This window comes from Mycobacterium heckeshornense, assembly GCF_016592155.1.
GTDB classification, from domain to species: domain Bacteria; phylum Actinomycetota; class Actinomycetes; order Mycobacteriales; family Mycobacteriaceae; genus Mycobacterium; species Mycobacterium heckeshornense.
The window spans coordinates 1,140,687-1,155,095 of record NZ_AP024237.1 but is presented as its reverse complement, the minus strand read 5'-3'; the positions used below and the strand labels follow the sequence as shown (position 1 = coordinate 1,155,095).

10 protein-coding genes and 2 pseudogenes are annotated in these 14,409 nt (G+C 64.9%); 9 read left to right on the top strand and 3 right to left on the bottom strand.

Translation table 11 applies throughout. The features are described 5' to 3' along the window. Nucleotides 1–168: 168 nt before the first annotated feature. Together MHEC_RS05595 and MHEC_RS05590 are read left to right on the top strand one after the other, a co-directional pair. Nucleotides 169–936: pseudogene (locus MHEC_RS05595) on the top strand (response regulator transcription factor); the annotation flags it as partial. Between the two features lie 3 nt (nt 937–939). Next, nucleotides 940–2,440: pseudogene (locus MHEC_RS05590) on the top strand (sensor histidine kinase). Nucleotide 2,441: 1 nt separating this feature from the next. Here MHEC_RS05590 and MHEC_RS05585 read toward each other — a convergent pair. From MHEC_RS05585 to MHEC_RS05575, 3 genes are all read right to left on the bottom strand, one after another. Then, nucleotides 2,442–3,272, bottom strand: a complete 831-nt coding sequence (locus tag MHEC_RS05585; protein ID WP_160315063.1) for a M56 family metallopeptidase — start codon at nt 3,270–3,272, stop codon at nt 2,442–2,444. A 10-nt stretch (nt 3,273–3,282) separates the two neighbouring features. Next, entirely contained in the window at nt 3,283–3,651 is a 369-nt protein-coding gene (locus tag MHEC_RS05580; protein ID WP_048892829.1) for a BlaI/MecI/CopY family transcriptional regulator, read from the bottom strand. A gap of 304 nt (nt 3,652–3,955) precedes the next feature. Further along, nucleotides 3,956–4,141: a hypothetical protein gene (locus MHEC_RS05575; protein WP_200902203.1), complete on the bottom strand. Its 186-nt coding sequence runs from the start codon at nt 4,139–4,141 to the stop codon at nt 3,956–3,958. Between the two features lie 254 nt (nt 4,142–4,395). Here MHEC_RS05575 and MHEC_RS23990 point away from each other — a divergent pair, with 254 nt between their 5' ends. The 7 genes from MHEC_RS23990 (at nt 4,396) to MHEC_RS05540 (ending at nt 14,282) form a co-directional block, all read left to right on the top strand. After that, on the top strand, nt 4,396–4,485 hold the full coding sequence (locus MHEC_RS23990; protein ID WP_099869130.1) for a K+-transporting ATPase subunit F: 90 nt from the start codon (nt 4,396–4,398) through the stop codon (nt 4,483–4,485). Beyond that, nucleotides 4,485–6,155 (top strand): potassium-transporting ATPase subunit KdpA, encoded by a 1,671-nt coding sequence (gene kdpA / locus MHEC_RS05565; RefSeq protein ID WP_048892831.1) that lies wholly within the window; start codon nt 4,485–4,487, stop codon nt 6,153–6,155. The genes MHEC_RS23990 and kdpA overlap by 1 nt, the downstream gene beginning before the upstream one ends. A gap of 1 nt (nt 6,156) precedes the next feature. Continuing rightward, nucleotides 6,157–8,307 carry a potassium-transporting ATPase subunit KdpB gene (gene kdpB, locus MHEC_RS05560; RefSeq protein WP_048892832.1) on the top strand — a complete coding sequence of 717 codons (2,151 nt, stop codon included), beginning with the start codon at nt 6,157–6,159 and terminating at the stop codon, nt 8,305–8,307. Between the two features lies 1 nt (nt 8,308). After that, nucleotides 8,309–9,184, top strand: a complete 876-nt coding sequence (locus tag MHEC_RS05555; RefSeq protein WP_048892833.1) for a potassium-transporting ATPase subunit C — start codon at nt 8,309–8,311, stop codon at nt 9,182–9,184. Further along, complete coding sequence (locus tag MHEC_RS05550; protein WP_048892834.1) at nt 9,184–11,739, top strand: sensor histidine kinase; 2,556 nt, start codon at nt 9,184–9,186, stop codon at nt 11,737–11,739. The genes MHEC_RS05555 and MHEC_RS05550 overlap by 1 nt, the downstream gene beginning before the upstream one ends. Then, nucleotides 11,736–12,416, top strand: a complete 681-nt coding sequence (locus MHEC_RS05545) for a response regulator (protein ID WP_048892835.1) — start codon at nt 11,736–11,738, stop codon at nt 12,414–12,416. The genes MHEC_RS05550 and MHEC_RS05545 overlap by 4 nt, the downstream gene beginning before the upstream one ends. Before the next feature lie 132 nt (nt 12,417–12,548). Then, nucleotides 12,549–14,282, top strand: coding sequence for an NAD-binding protein (locus MHEC_RS05540; RefSeq protein ID WP_372507404.1), 1,734 nt, complete (start codon nt 12,549–12,551; stop codon nt 14,280–14,282). The last annotated feature ends 127 nt before the right edge of the window (nt 14,283–14,409 follow it).

Below are 14,409 nucleotides of genomic sequence, written 5' to 3'. Positions count from 1 at the left end.
GGCTATGCACCACAGTATTTTTCGGCAATTAAGCGGATCAAGAACGCCGATGAGACACATAGAAAACACATATGTTTCGGCCCGCCGGCGACTAGGTGGGCCGTGAAACATTTGAGATCTCTATGAGCTCCGTGACAACCTCATATGTGCCGGGGAAAATGTGGGAACATGACGGCAATGTCGGGGTATGCGCGCGATCAGCGTCCGCGTCAGGCCATCCTCGGGCAGCTGCCCCGGATCCACCGTGCCGATGGATCGCCAATCCGGGTGTTGCTGGTTGACGACGAGCCCGCGCTGACCAACTTGGTGAAGATGGCGCTGCACTATGAGGGTTGGGTGGTCGACGTCGCGCACAACGGGCGCGAAGCTGTGGCCAAGTTCGACAAGATCGGCCCCGACGTGCTCGTCTTGGACATCATGCTGCCCGATGTGGACGGGCTCGAGGTCCTGCAGCGGGTCCGCGAATCGGACGCCTACACGCCAACCCTGTTTCTCACCGCCCGCGATTCCGTGATGGACCGGGTCACCGGGTTGACCGCGGGCGCCGACGACTACATGACCAAGCCGTTCAGCTTGGAGGAACTGGTCGCCCGGCTGCGCGGGCTGCTGCGTCGCTCCAGCCACCTGACGCCGCCGGCAGACGAGGTCCTTACCGTGGGAGACCTCACGCTGGACGGGGCAAGCCGTGAAGTCACCCGCGGCGGCACGCCAATATCGCTGAGCTCCACCGAATTCGAGCTGTTGCGCTTCATGATGCGTAATCCGCGGCGAGCGCTGAGTCGCACCGAGATCTTGGACCGGGTCTGGAACTACGATTTCGCCGGCCGCACCAGCATCGTCGACTTGTACATCTCGTATCTGCGAAAGAAGATCGACGCCGACAACCAACCGATGATTCACACCGTGCGCGGCGTCGGCTACATGCTTCGCCCCCCCGGGATGACCCCGGCCAGACGGACCCGCTGGTGGCGTCCACGCTCGATGCGCCGCCAACTGCTCTTGGGCGTGCTGGCCGTGGTCAGTGTCGTATTGGCGGCCGTCGGGGTTGTCTCCGTGCTCAGCCTGCGCGGATATGTCACCGCAATGACTGACGCCGAACTCGCCGAATCGCTGGACGCATTCGCCCACTCGTATGCCAGATACCACAGTGGCGGCTCACCGGGACATACGGTGCCGATTGGCGAAGCGATGCTGGGGTTCACCGAGCAGACACCCGGCAATCTCATCGCGGTAGTGCGCGACGGTGTCGTGCTGGGATCCGCGGTTTTTTTCTCAGGACGAGCCGAGGCCGGCTCCGGCCGGGGTCGTCCGCGCCCTGGAGGCACAGTCGTGGACCAACGGCCCGCCGCGCACCGAAGAGCTGGGCAGCCTAGGCCGCTACCGGGTGGATAGCCGGGCATTTGGCGCGGACCGCCTCGTGGTGGGTGTCTCCCTCGACCTCGCCAATCGGATTGTGGCGCGCAGGGTTGTCGTTGCTGTAGTGCTTTTCGTTGTGGCGCTGCTGATTACGGCGGTCTTGACAATTTCGGTGGTGGGTTACGCCTTGCGGCCGCTGCGTCGCGTCGCGGCGACCGCCGCCACAGTTGCCCGGATGTCGCTGACCGACGGCGAAGACAAAATCACCGTCCGGGTGCGCCCCGACGACACCGATCCTGACAGCGAAGTGGGAATCGTCGGCCACGCACTGAATCGATTGCTGGACAACGTAGATCGCGCTCTGGCCCACCGGGCTGACTCGGACCGGCGGATGCGGCAGTTCATCACCGACGCCAGCCACGAACTGCGGACCCCCTTGGCGGCGATCCAAGGGTATGCCGAGCTCACCCGCCAGGACAGTTCCGCGCTGCCGCCGACCACCGAATACGCGCTGGCCCGCATCGAATCGGAAGCCCGGCGGATGACTTCACTAGTGGACCAACTGCTGTTGCTGTCGCGCCTCGGCGAAGGAGAAGACTTGCAAACCGAGGACGTCGACATCAGCGAGCTGGTCCTCAACGCCGTCAATGATGCGGCGGTGGCTGCGCCCACCCACCGTTGGATCAAGAAGTTGCCCGACGAGCCGGTGTGGGTTCGGGGCGATCGCGACCGGCTGCACCAACTCGTCAGCAATCTGTTGAGCAACGCCTGGGTGCACACGCCGGCCGGTGTCACGGTGACGACGGCAATCACGCAGCAGCGCAACGACGATGGCCCGCCATATGTCGAATTGTCCGTCGCCGACGACGGACCCGATATCGATCCCGCGTTGTTGCCGCATCTGTTCGAGCGGTTCGTGCGGGCGGACAAGTCCAGGGAAGAAGGATCGGGCAGCGGATTGGGACTCGCCATAGTTGCCTCGATCGTCAAGGCCCACGGCGGCTCGGTGAGCGCTGAATCCGCCAACGGCCGAACGGTCTTTCGAGTGCGCCTTCCGCTGACCGAACAGCCGGCGCGCGCCTGAATCAGGGTGTCATCAGCGGACACCAGAACGCGATCGTGAGGATTGCAACGGCCGGCATTACGGCAGTCAATGCAACGACAAGCTGGCGAAAACGGTTTCGCTGTGGCCGGCAAAGCAGTTGTTCGAGGCGTTCCGCTGCACCGGTCAACGCCGCACCCAGCGCCCCCGTCGGGGCGGGGGCCAGTGCCAGCAGAGCGCGGGCCAGCGTGTGCGGGTGGTGGTGGTGTCGCGCGGCGGCGCTGTCGGCGCAGAGTTCGGTTGCAGCTGTGACGTGCTCGGCGACGCAGCGAAAGAATCGGGACCACCATAAGGTGGCGGCGACGGCTTCGACGACGGCTCGCAACTCTGCGTGGCGCTGACGTAGGTGCGCTTCCTCATGGGCGAGGACCGCCTGCAACTCGGCGGAGCTCAACCGCCGGCGCACACCGGTAGTGGTGACGACCAGGCCCGGGCGGCCGGGAAGGCTGTACACCAACGGCAGTGCCGAGTCGAGCGTCACCACCCGAGTTTTTGATCCTGCCTCGCCGGCAGAGCACGAGATGACATTCACTGCTTGAGCGTGTTCATGGGCGTTGTGCATGAACTCGGCGTAGCGACGCCGAATACGTTGTGCCACTAGTACCATCGGCAGGATCAGCACAGTGGCCGTGACAGCGCGGCCGCTGGCCATAGCGATAGCCGGCAAACCCATCACCGCGCCCAGAACGGTGACCAGTGTCGCCAGCCAAGCCGCCAGACGCATCATGGGCGCCACCCCGGGAGTGAGGCGGTCCAGCAGGGGCGGAACCACCGACATGGTCAGCAGCGAGAGTGTGGCAACACACAGCAGCATCGGCATGTGTCTAGGTCCCGTGTCGCGTGTGGCGCCGCCAGACGGCCTGCAGACTACGGGCTTCCTCGGCCGACATCTGGGAAACAAAATGGGTGAAAACAGCCTCGTGGTTGTCGCTGGCCGCCAAAACGTCGCGCATGAGCCGCGCGGTGTATTCCTCCCGGCTCCACACCGGTCGGTAGTGAAACGCCTTGCCGAATCGTTCGCGAGTCAGCAGGCCTTTCCGGTGCAGGTTATCCATCACGGTCATCACCGTCGTGTAGGCGGCGTCGCGCTCGAGGGCGGCAAGCACGTCACGCACGGTGGCGGGATGCTCGTTGTCCCACATGACGGTCATGATCTCGGCCTCGAGTTCACCCAGACCATGCGCACCCGACATCCGAACCTCCTGCCGTCCGCGGTGAGTCTAGTGCGGCTGATCTACTAATCTACTTAGTAGAATAGTATATTGTGGTGGTGCTGGATTAACGAGCGCACGAGAGGTCAGCAACCATGACAAACACCGCCCCGGCCACCCCAACCCCTACCGAGCCGCCTTGGACTCGTTGGCTGTACCGGATCTTGGCCATGACCGGCATTGCCGTCGGGATCTTCATCATCGTCGCCGGCCTGTATCTTCTCATCGCGCAGCCGGGAGCGCACAAAAGTTGTTGTGACGCCACTGGTCCGGCCGCAACGACAAGTCAGACAAGAGACGATAAGTCGTGCTGCGCGTCGATGAAGGACGCCATGAAAAACATGCCCTCGATGCCACCTATGTCCCCGATGCCAAGCATGTCGCCCATGCCCAACATGCCCATGCCCACACCCACGACGAGCAGGTGAATGCCCGGGTATCCGCCGGCTGGCCGTCGTCCTTTGATCGTCACTGGCCCCCGGCCCGCCCCGCCAAGACCGTAAAGATAGCGAGCCCGGCCGTAAAGAAACCGTCAATGCGGTTCCCCGCGGAGGGCGCGCCCGCCTAAGGTCGGCTGGGTCCTGGCCCCCCGGACCAGGGTAAAACTGCGCGCAAAGCGTGACGGGCTGTCGTGACAGGAGTCGATGTGTCTGTCGTGTTCTACCTGGTGTTGACGGCGGGAATCTTTGCCCTGATCGGCGCGGTGCTCAAGATGGTCGAAGGACTGTGACGACCACCAACGCTGTCGGGCTGGTGCTGGCGGTCCTGATCGCGTTGTTACTCGGTGCGGCCCTGCTCTTTCCGGAAAAGTTCTAGTGAGCAGCGCAACCGCGGGTGTGTTGTTCCTCGCACTGCTGGTCGCGGCGCTGGCGGTCGTCCACGTGCCACTGGGCGATTACATGTACCGGGTCTACTGCTCGGAAAAGCATTCGCGCACGGAGCGTTTGATCTACCGAACGATCGGGGCCAACCCGTACTCCGAACAGACCTGGGCCAACTATGCGCGCAGCGTGCTGGCATTTTCCGCAATCAGCGTCGTGGTGCTGTTCATCTTTCAGCTGGTTCAGGACAAACTGCCGCTGCATCTGAAAAACCCGGCAACACCCATGACGCCGGCGCTGGCGTGGAACACCGCGGTCAGCTTCGTCACCAACACCAACTGGCAGGCCTACTCCGGCGAATCGACCCAAGGTCATCTGGTGCAGATGGCTGGCCTGGCGGTGCAGAACTTCGTGTCGGCCGCCGTGGGCATGGCGGTCGCTGTCGCGTTCGTGCGCGGCTTCGCCCGCAAGCGCAGCGGCGAACTCGGCAACTTCTGGGTTGACCTGGTTCGCGGCACGCTGCGAATCCTGTTGCCGATCGCGGTAATAGGCGCCATCATGCTGGTCGCCGGCGGGGCGATCCAGAACTTCCAGCTGCACGACCACGTGGTCACCACGCTGGCCGGCCCGCCGCAGACCATCACCGGCGGTCCGGTCGCCAGCCAGGAAGTCATCAAAGAACTCGGCACCAACGGCGGCGGCTTCTACAATGCCAACGCCGCTCACCCGTTCGAAAACCCGACGCCCTGGACCAACTGGATCGAGATCTTCCTGCTGTTGATCATCGCTTCTTCGCTGCCGCGCACGTTCGGCCGCATGGTGGGCAACACCAAACAGGGTTACGCACTTGTCGCGGTCATGGGCGTCATCGCCGCCATCAGTGTCGGCGTGATGATGCTGGTTCAGCTGCACCACCACGGCACCGTGCCCACCGCGGTGGGTGGCGCCACCGAAGGCGTCGAACAGCGTTTCGGGGTGCCCGACTCCGCAGTGTTCGCCGACGCGACCACACTCACCTCCACCGGAGCGGTCGACGCGGCGCACGACTCCTACACCAGCCTGGGCGGCATGATGGCGCTGTTCAACATGCAGCTCGGCGAGGTCGCGCCCGGCGGTGTCGGCTCGGGCCTCTACGGCATGCTGATTCTCGCGATTATTACGGTTTTCGTGGCCGGCTTGATGGTGGGGCGGACCCCCGAATACCTGGGAAAGAAGATCAGCCCACGCGAAATCAAGCTCGCGGCAAGCTATTTCCTAATCACTCCGCTGGTCGTCTTGCTCGGCACCGCGGTGGCGATGGGGCTGCCGGGCCCGCGCTCCGCCATGACCAACACCGGCCCGCACGGCTTGTCCGAGGTGCTCTACGCGTTCACCTCTGCGGCCAACAACAACGGCTCGGCGTTCGCCGGACTGGCGGCCAACACCGTGTGGTATAACACCGCGCTGGGCGTTGCGATGCTGCTCGGACGGTTTGTCCCGATGGTCCTCGTCCTGGCGCTGGCCGGTTCCCTGGCCCGTCAGCGCGGCATCCCGGAGTCCGCCGGCACCCTGCCCACGCACAAGCCGCAGTTCGTCGGCCTAGTGGTGGGTGTGACGGTCATCCTGGTAGCCCTGACCTTCTTGCCCGCGCTGGCCCTGGGACCCCTCGCTGAGGGGATCCACTGAAATGCTTTCGCAGACAAGCGATCCGGCTGCCGTTCCGCGGGTATCGCACCGGCGGGTCCAAGGCGGCCGGCTAGACCCGGCCCTGCTGCTGAGATCAGTGCCCGACGCGCTTGGCAAACTCAACCCCCGCACCCTGTGGCGTAACCCGGTGATGTTCGTCGTCGAAATCGGCGCGGTGTGGTCGACCGTGCTGACACTGTCCCAACCGAGTTGGTTCGGCGGGCTCATCGTGTTCTGGCTGTGGCTGACAGTGCTGTTCGCCAACCTGGCCGAGGCGGTCGCCGAGGGGCGGGGCAAAGCACAGGCCGACACCCTGCGAAAGTCCAAGGCCGACACCGTCGCCCGCCGCCTCCGCGGCTGGGCGCCCGGGATCACCGGCACCGAAGAGCTCGTCCCCGCGCGGCTGCTGCAGCAAGGCGACATCGTCGTCGTCGAAGCCGGCCAGATCATCCCCGGTGACGGCGATGTCGTGGAAGGCATTGCGTCAGTGGACGAATCGGCGATTACCGGCGAATCCGCGCCGGTGATCCGCGAGTCCGGCGGCGACCGCTCGGCGGTCACCGGTGGCACGACGGTACTTTCCGACCGCATCGTGGTGCGCATCACCCAAAAGCCCGGGGAAAGCTTCGTTGACCGGATGATCTCCCTGGTCGAGGGTGCCAACCGGCAGAAGACGCCCAACGAGATCGCGCTGAATATCCTGTTGGCGGCGTTGACCATTATCTTCGTGTTCGCCGTGGCGACGCTGCAGCCGCTGGCGATCTATTCCAAGGCCAACAATCCCGGGGTCTCAGACACCGCGGCGCTGAACGGCAACGGGGTCACCGGCATCGTGTTGGTGGCATTGTTGGTGTGCTTGATTCCCACCACGATCGGTGCGCTGCTGTCGGCAATCGGCATCGCGGGCATGGACCGGCTGGTGCAACGCAACGTGCTGGCCATGTCCGGGCGCGCGGTCGAGGCTGCCGGTGACGTCAACACCTTGCTGCTGGACAAGACCGGAACGATCACGCTCGGCAACCGTCAGGCGGCCGAGTTGATTCCGGTCGGGACGGTGACTGAGCGCGCACTGGCCGACGCTGCGCAGCTGGCCAGCCTCGCCGACGAGACCCCCGAGGGCCGCTCGGTGGTGGTCTATGTCAAAGACGCCTACGGGCTGCGGGCACGCACCCCCGGTGAGTTGGCCGGCGCGCGGTGGGTCCAGTTCAGCGCGATCACCAGGATGTCCGGTGTCGACGTCGACGGCCGCCAGTTGCGTAAAGGTGCGGCCAGCGCGGTCGCCGAATGGGTGCGTGCTGGAGGCGGCGCGGTTGGGGGCGAACTCGGTCGTATCGTCGACGGAATTTCCGCCGCGGGCGGGACCCCGCTGGTGGTGGGCGAGGTGGTCAGCGACGAGACCGGCAAAAAGGCGAGGGTTCTCGGCGTTATCCACCTCAAGGACGTGGTGAAGCAAGGCATGCGGCAGCGGTTCGAGGCGATGCGCCGCATGGGCATCCGCACCGTAATGATCACCGGCGACAATCCATTGACCGCCAAAGCAATTGCCGACGAAGCCGGAGTCGATGACTTCCTCGCCGAAGCCACCCCCGAAGACAAGTTGATGCTGATCAAGAAGGAACAGGACGGTGGCCGGCTGGTCGCCATGACCGGAGACGGCACCAACGACGCCCCGGCGCTGGCCCAGGCCGACGTCGGCGTGGCGATGAACACCGGCACCACCGCGGCCAAAGAAGCCGGCAACATGGTGGATTTGGACTCCGACCCGACCAAGCTGATCGAGATCGTCGAGATCGGCAAGCAGCTGTTGATCACCCGCGGTGCGCTGACGACGTTTTCGATCGCCAACGATATCGCTAAGTATTTCGCAATAATCCCGGCTATGTTCGTCACGCTGTTTCCGGGCATGGATCTGCTCAACGTGATGCGCCTGCACAGTCCGCAGTCCGCGATCCTGTCGGCGGTGATCTTCAACGCGGTCATCATCGCCGCCCTGATACCGTTGTCGCTGCGCGGTGTTCGCTATACGCCAAGCAGCGCGTCGAAACTGCTCAGTCGCAACCTTTGTCTGTACGGGTTAGGCGGGATCGTCACCCCGTTCATCGGAATCAAGCTGATCGACCTGGTTGTTCAACTCATGCCGGGGATAAGCTGAAATGAGATTTGCGAATCTGGTTCGCCTGCATTGGGCGGCGCTGCGTGCACTGCTGGTATTGACCGCACTGCTCGGCCTGGGCTACCCGGTGGCGGTCTGGTTGCTCGCGCAGCTTCCCGGGCTGCACGATAAGGCGCAGGGCTCGATCATCGAGGTTGACGGCAAGGCCGTCGGCAGCCGGCTGATCGGCCAGTCGTTCACCGACGCCGCCGGCCGCGCGCTGCCGCAGTATTTCCAAACCCGCCCGTCGGCGGCCGGCGACGGCTACGACCCCACCGCCAGCGGCGCGAGCAATCTGGGGCCCGAGGACATCGTCGACACCCCGGCGCGCAAGAGCCTTTTGACGCTGGTGTGTGCGCGCAGCAAAGCCGTCGGCGAGCTCGAACACGTCGATGGATCACGCCCGTTTTGCACCGGCAATGGCGTGGGAGCCGTGTTGTCGGTGCTCGGACCGCGTGACGCGCGCGGCAGCGTCGTCCACCCGACCCGGGTGGTCAGCGTCAACGAGCCGTGTGCGACCACGGCTCGGCCGTTCGTGGCTAGCTATCACGGCGTTCGGGTCGAGTGCGCGAATCCCGGTGAAAACTATTCGACCGGCCGGATTGTTCCGGTCCGCGGCGCCGCGCCCGGCAATCCTCCGGTCCCGGCCGACGCGGTGACGGCCAGCGGCAGTGGCCTGGACCCGGACATTTCACCGGCCTACGCCGACATCCAGGCTGCCCGCGTGGCCCGGGCGCGGCGTGTCGGCACCGATCAGATACGCGAGCTGATCCGGCAGAACGAGCGTGGCCGTGATCTGGGGATCTTCGGTGAGCCACGGGTCAACGTCGTGCAGCTCAACCTGGCGTTGGACCAGAAGTATCCGCTCCCACGCTGATGTCACAGGTGGATGATGGTCACGTGAGTGTCGTCGACCATCGCCGCAAACGCGGGGAGCTGCGCATCTACTTGGGTGCGGCCCCCGGCGTCGGCAAGACCTACGCGATGCTGTCCGAGGCGCATCGACGCCTGGAACGCGGCACTGACTTGGTGGCCGGCGTGGTGGAGACCCACGGCCGCCGCAAAGTTGAGGAGCTGCTCAAGGGCATCGAGATCGTTCCGCGCCGTCACATCGAGTATCGGGGTAGCCGTTTCACCGAACTGGACGTGCCGGCGGTACTGGCCCGCAATCCGCAAGTGGTCCTCGTCGACGAGCTGGCCCACACCAACGTCCCCGGCAGCAAGAACCCCAAGCGGTGGCAGGACGTCGAGGAGCTGCTCGACGCCGGTATCACGGTGATCTCCACGGTCAACATCCAGCATCTGGAGAGCCTCAACGACGTGGTCGCCCAGATCACCGGCATCGAGCAGCAGGAAACTATACCGGATTTGGTGGTGCGACAGGCATCCCAGATCGAACTCATCGACATCACGCCGGAAGCCTTGCGGCGCAGGCTATCCCATGGCAACGTGTATGCACCGGATAAGATCGACGCGGCGCTGTCCAACTATTTCCGCAGCGGAAACCTCACCGCGCTACGCGAGTTGGCGCTGCTGTGGCTAGCCGATCAGGTTGATGCTGCGCTGGCTAAGTATCGCGCCGACAAGAAGATCACCGACACCTGGGAGGCCCGCGAGCGTGTCGTCGTCGCCGTCACCGGCGGCCCCGAATCGGAAACCTTGGTGCGCCGCGCATCCCGGATCGCCTCGAAAGCCAGTGCCGAACTCATGGTGGTGCATGTCTTACGCGGCGACGGTCTCTCGGGTGTATCGGCGTCGCGGATGGGCAAGATCCGCGAACTGGCCGCCAGCCTCGACGCGTCGCTGCATACCGTGGTCGGTGACGACGTGCCGACCGCACTGCTGGATTTCGCCCGCGAGATGAACGCCACCCAGCTGGTGATCGGCACGTCGCGGCGCTCGCGCTGGGCACGCATCTTCGATGAAGGCATCGGAGCGACGGTGGTGCAACAGTCCGGCAAGATCGACGTGCACATCGTCACTCACGAGGAATCTAAGCGCGGATTTCGGACAGCGTCGATCTCGCCGCGTGAACGCCGCGCCGCGTCGTGGCTGGCGGCGCTTCTCGTCCCATCTGTCATCTGCGCGGTAACGGTCGCCTGGCTGCACCGGTTTTTGACCACCAGCGGAGCGAGCGCGCTGTTCTTCATCGGCGTGCTCGTGGTCGGCTTACTGGGGGGCGTTGCCCCGGCGGCGCTTTCGGCAGTGTTGTCTGGTCTGCTGCTCAACTACTACCTGACCCCTCCGCTGCACAGTTTCACCATCGCCGAACCCGACGCCGCGGTCACCGAACTCGTGCTGTTGATGGTGGCGGTGGCGGTGGCGGTTCTGGTCGACGGCGCCGCCAAGCGCGCCCGCGAAGCTGGACGCGCATCCCAGGAGGCCGAGCTGCTGACGCTGTTCGCCGGCTCGGTGCTGCGCGGCGCGGATCTGGAGACCCTGCTTGAGCGGGTGCGCGAGACCTATTCGCAGCGTGCGGTTAGCATGCTTCGGGACTGCGGTGACGGCAACCGGTACCTGGTGGCATCGGTAGGCAAAGAGCCTTGCGCCACAGTCGATTCCGCTGATACCGCGATTGAAGTCGGCGACGACGAGTTTTGGATGCTGCTGACTGGCAAGAAACTTGCCGCTCGTGACCGCCGCGTGCTGAGCGCGGTGGCCAAGCAGGCCGCGAGTCTGGTCAAACAGCGCGAGCTCGCCGAGGAAGCCAGCCGGGCCGAAGCCATCGGGCAAGCCGACGCGCTGCGCCGCTCCCTGCTGTCAGCGGTCAGCCACGATCTGCGCACCCCGCTGGCAGCGGCCAAGGTCGCGGTGTCAAGCTTGCGCGCCCAAGACGTCGACTTCTCTGCCGAGGACACCGCCGATTTGCTCACCACCATCGAGGAATCGATCGACCAGCTCACCGCGCTGGTGGGCAATCTGCTCGACTCGTCGCGGTTGGCGGCGGGTGCGATTCGCCCTGAACTGCGTCCGGTGTACCTCGAAGAAGCGGTGCAGCGTGCTCTGGTCAGCATCGGCAAGGGTGCCACCGGTTTCTTCCGGCCCGGCATTGACCGGGTCAAGGTCGACGTCAATGGCGCGGTCGCGATGGCCGATGCCGGGCTGCTGGAACGGGTTTTGGCCAACCTCATCGACAACGCCCTGCGGTACGCGCCCAACTGCCCGGTGCGCGTCAACGCCGGGCGCGTCCGCGAGCGGGTGCTGATCAACGTCATCGACGAGGGGCGTGGAATCCCGCGCGGCGCCGAAGAACAGATCTTCGAGGCCTTTCAGCGGCTGGGAGATCACGACAACACCACCGGCGCGGGCTTGGGATTGTCGGTGGCCCGCGGCTTCGTCGAAGCGATGGGCGGCACGATCCAGGCGACCGACACGCCGGGCGGCGGACTGACCGTCGTGGTGGATCTGGCCGCCCCTCCGGAGGAGCGATGACACGCGTCCTGGTGATCGACGACGAACCGCACATTCTGCGGGCGCTGCGGATCAACCTGTCGGTGCGGGGCTATGAAGTCACCACCGCCGCGACGGGCGCGGGCGCGCTGCGCGCCGCCGCCGAACACCGCCCGGATGTGGTGATCCTCGATTTGGGGCTGCCCGACATCTCCGGAATCGAAGTGCTGGCCGGGCTGCGCGGCTGGCTCAACGCGCCAGTCATCGTGTTGTCGGCGCGCACCGACTCCTCGGACAAAGTCGAGGCCCTCGACGCCGGCGCCGACGACTACGTCACGAAACCGTTCGGTATGGACGAGTTTTTGGCCCGGCTGCGTGCCGCCGTGCGCCGCAACGCCGCAGCGACCGAAATCGACCAGCCTGTCATCGAAACTTCTTCGTTCACAATCGATCTCGCTGCAAAAAAGGTCATCAAGAACGGCGCAGAAGTGCATCTGACGCCGACCGAATGGGGAATGCTGGAGATGCTGGTCCGCAACCGCGGTAAGCTGGTGGGACGCGAGGAACTCCTCAAAGAGGTGTGGGGACCTTCCTATGCCACGGAAACCCATTATCTGCGTGTGTATTTGGCGCAACTGCGGCGCAAGCTCGAAGACGACCCGTCGCACCCCAGGCACCTGCTGACTGAGGCGGGGATGGGATATCGCTTCGAGACCTGAGAGTAATTCCGGTACTTTTCCCCCCGCGGGCTGCGCCAGCCGCCTTATAGTGGCCCGATAAAGCGCAATGTCAGCAAAGTGGGCCACTATGCCGGAAGACGTCAAGCCGTGGCGTAACCGCCGCGACAACGAATTCGGACCCCGGTGACGGACCAGACCACGCACCGCCACGTCATTGTCAGCGGTGAGGACGCGCTGGCGACGACGATCGTCGAGGAGCTGAAAATCGCCGGGGTGAGTGTTGCGAAGCTCTCCACCGGTGAGCGTCTCGACACCGGCGTCAAGACCGAGCTCGCCTCGGCTGGCATCGACCAAGCCCTGGCCGTTGTCTGCGCCGGCGATGACGACGCCAGAAACCTCGAAATCGCCTTGCTTGCAAGGAAAGCCAACCCGGACGTGCGGGTTGTCGCGCGGCTGGCTAATGACGTGCTGCGAGAAGCGGTGGCCGCCGACAACGGCCCCGGCGCGATCCTCAACGTCGCCGACCTTGCTGCGCCGGCGATCGTTGAGGCGTGCCTGGCGCACACCATGCACCCGTTCGAGGCGGCCGGCATCAAATTCGTCGTCTGGGGCACTGCGGCACCGCGTGATGCGACGCTGCGCGACATCTACGGCGACCTAGCCCCGGTGGCGGTGATTCACGGCGAAAACTCCGCCAACCCTGGCGAGATGGTGGTGTGTCCGGGCCGCGACCTGCGCGTGCATGCCGGTGACTGGACCGCGATGATCGGTACCGCCGACGAGCTGGCCGGCCGGGGCATCAAGGTCCCGCGGCCGACCACCATGCGCTCACGCCAGCCCCGGCTGCGCCGAATACTCGACGCCGCACGCACCCTGCGCGACGACGTCAACCCGGCGTTTTATCCGGTGATAGCCGCGGTGCTGGTCCTGCTGATCGGGGCGACGGCCGTGCTGCGTTTCACCTACACCAGCCGTCCCGGAATGACGTGGATCGACGCGTTCTACTTCACCACCGAGACAATCACGACGACGGGCTACGGCGACTTCAGCTTCAGCCATCAGCCCACCTGGCTAAGGCTGTTTGCCGCCATGTTGATGTTCGGCGGCGTGACCACGGTGGCTTTACTCGTCTCGTTTATTGCCGATGTGCTGCTGTCGCGCCGCTTCATCTACACGGCCGGGCGCCCACGGGTGCGCCATTTGCGTGACCACATCATCGTCGTGGGGTTGAGCGTGCTCGGGATCCGCGTCGTGCGCGACCTGATCGGCGCTGGCTACGACGTCGCGGTGATCGAGCGCGACGAGAACAACCGCTTCCTGTTGTCGGCGGCCGAGCTCGACGTGCCGGTGATCTTCGGGGACGCGACGTTGCCGCAGACGCTGGAATCGGCCCGCGTCGACCGCGCCCGCGCGGTGGCGGTGCTGACCCGCGATGACATGGTCAATATCGAGACCGGCATCGTGTTACGCGAATTGTTGGGGCCCCGGGTGTGGCCCGAGGTCAACCGGTGGCTTGACGTTCCGATTGTGCTGCGGGTCTACGACCGCGCGCTCGGCTTTGCCGTGGCGGAGCGATTCGATTTCCGAAACGTTCGGTCGACCGTCGAATTGGCCGCACCTTGGTTCATCGGGGCCGCTATGGGGCTGCAGGTGCTGGGGACGTTTTCGGTCGGACAAAGCTCGTTCGTGGTCGGCGGAATGCACGTGGAGCCGGGCAGCGAACTCGACGGGCTGCGGATGCTCGATCTGTCCACCCGAACCCGGGTCATCGCGATCACCAGGCCCGACGAGCCGGTCAAGCTGCACCCACGCCGCGATGCCCTGCTGAGGGGCGGCGACACCGTCTACCTCATCGGCCCGTACCGCGAACTGCTGGACACGCTGCGCCAGGGACAGCCGGCCTAAGCCGATCGGCAGCCATTTTCCACAGGCGTATGACCTGTGAGTTAGTTACGTGCCGACACGACACCGTCGTTAAGAAGTCGTTAATCAGTTCGCGCGGATTACATCAACAATCCATAATGTGTTTGCC

Bases quoted from the DNA above. Each gene is read 5' to 3' on its own strand.
- MHEC_RS05585 (WP_160315063.1), bottom strand. From the start codon at position 3,272: ATGCTGCTGTGTGTTGCCACACTCTCGCTGCTGACCATGTCGGTGGTT.
- MHEC_RS05580 (WP_048892829.1), bottom strand. From the start codon at position 3,651: ATGTCGGGTGCGCATGGTCTGGGTGAACTCGAGGCCGAGATCATGACC.
- kdpB (WP_048892832.1), top strand. From the start codon at position 6,157: ATGCTTTCGCAGACAAGCGATCCGGCTGCCGTTCCGCGGGTATCGCAC.
- MHEC_RS05555 (WP_048892833.1), top strand. From the start codon at position 8,309: ATGAGATTTGCGAATCTGGTTCGCCTGCATTGGGCGGCGCTGCGTGCA.
- MHEC_RS05550 (WP_048892834.1), top strand. From the start codon at position 9,184: ATGTCACAGGTGGATGATGGTCACGTGAGTGTCGTCGACCATCGCCGC.
- MHEC_RS05545 (WP_048892835.1), top strand. From the start codon at position 11,736: ATGACACGCGTCCTGGTGATCGACGACGAACCGCACATTCTGCGGGCG.